At 64.0% G+C, this 511-nt stretch carries 1 protein-coding gene; it reads left to right on the forward strand.

All coding sequences use genetic code 11. The features are described 5' to 3' along the window. A partial coding sequence (locus AC01FP_RS19030; protein ID WP_474482540.1) for a GtrA family protein occupies nt 1-412 on the forward strand: 412 nt, incomplete at its 5' end. Nucleotides 413-511: the final 99 nt, after the last annotated feature.

Here is a 511-nt window from a genome sequence, read left to right on the forward strand (position 1 = left end):
GCAACACCTTTCCGACCTGCTCTATCGCCTGCGCAAGACCACGGTCATTCGCTATGGCATTGCCAGCGTCGGCGCCCTGGCGGTCGACATGGGACTGTTTCTGGCCCTGCTCTCGATCGGCATGATGGCCGCGATTGCCTCGGCGATCGGCTACAGCGCCGGGATCGTCGCCCACTGGATCCTCTCGAGCCGCAAGGTATTCAATGACAACGTCGCCGAACGCGGTGCCGCCCGCACCCGCCAGAAGGCGTTGTTCGTGGTTTCGGCACTGATCGGCCTGGCGCTCACCACTTCCATTGTCGGCCTGGTCACGGCGCTCCATGGCGATCCGCGGCTGGCCAAGCTGGTCGCAATCGTGGTCAGCTTCACCGCAACCTGGCTTTTGCGCAAACATCTGGTATTTCGCGACTAATGACCGACAGAGCACTGCCAGTCCCGCACCCGGAACCTGCCGATCCGGCCTTCCGGCGCAAGACCCTGCTGGTCTGGCTCGGGCTGTGCCTGCTCACCC

The sequence above is a fragment of the Cyanobium sp. NIVA-CYA 375 genome, assembly GCF_056108345.1.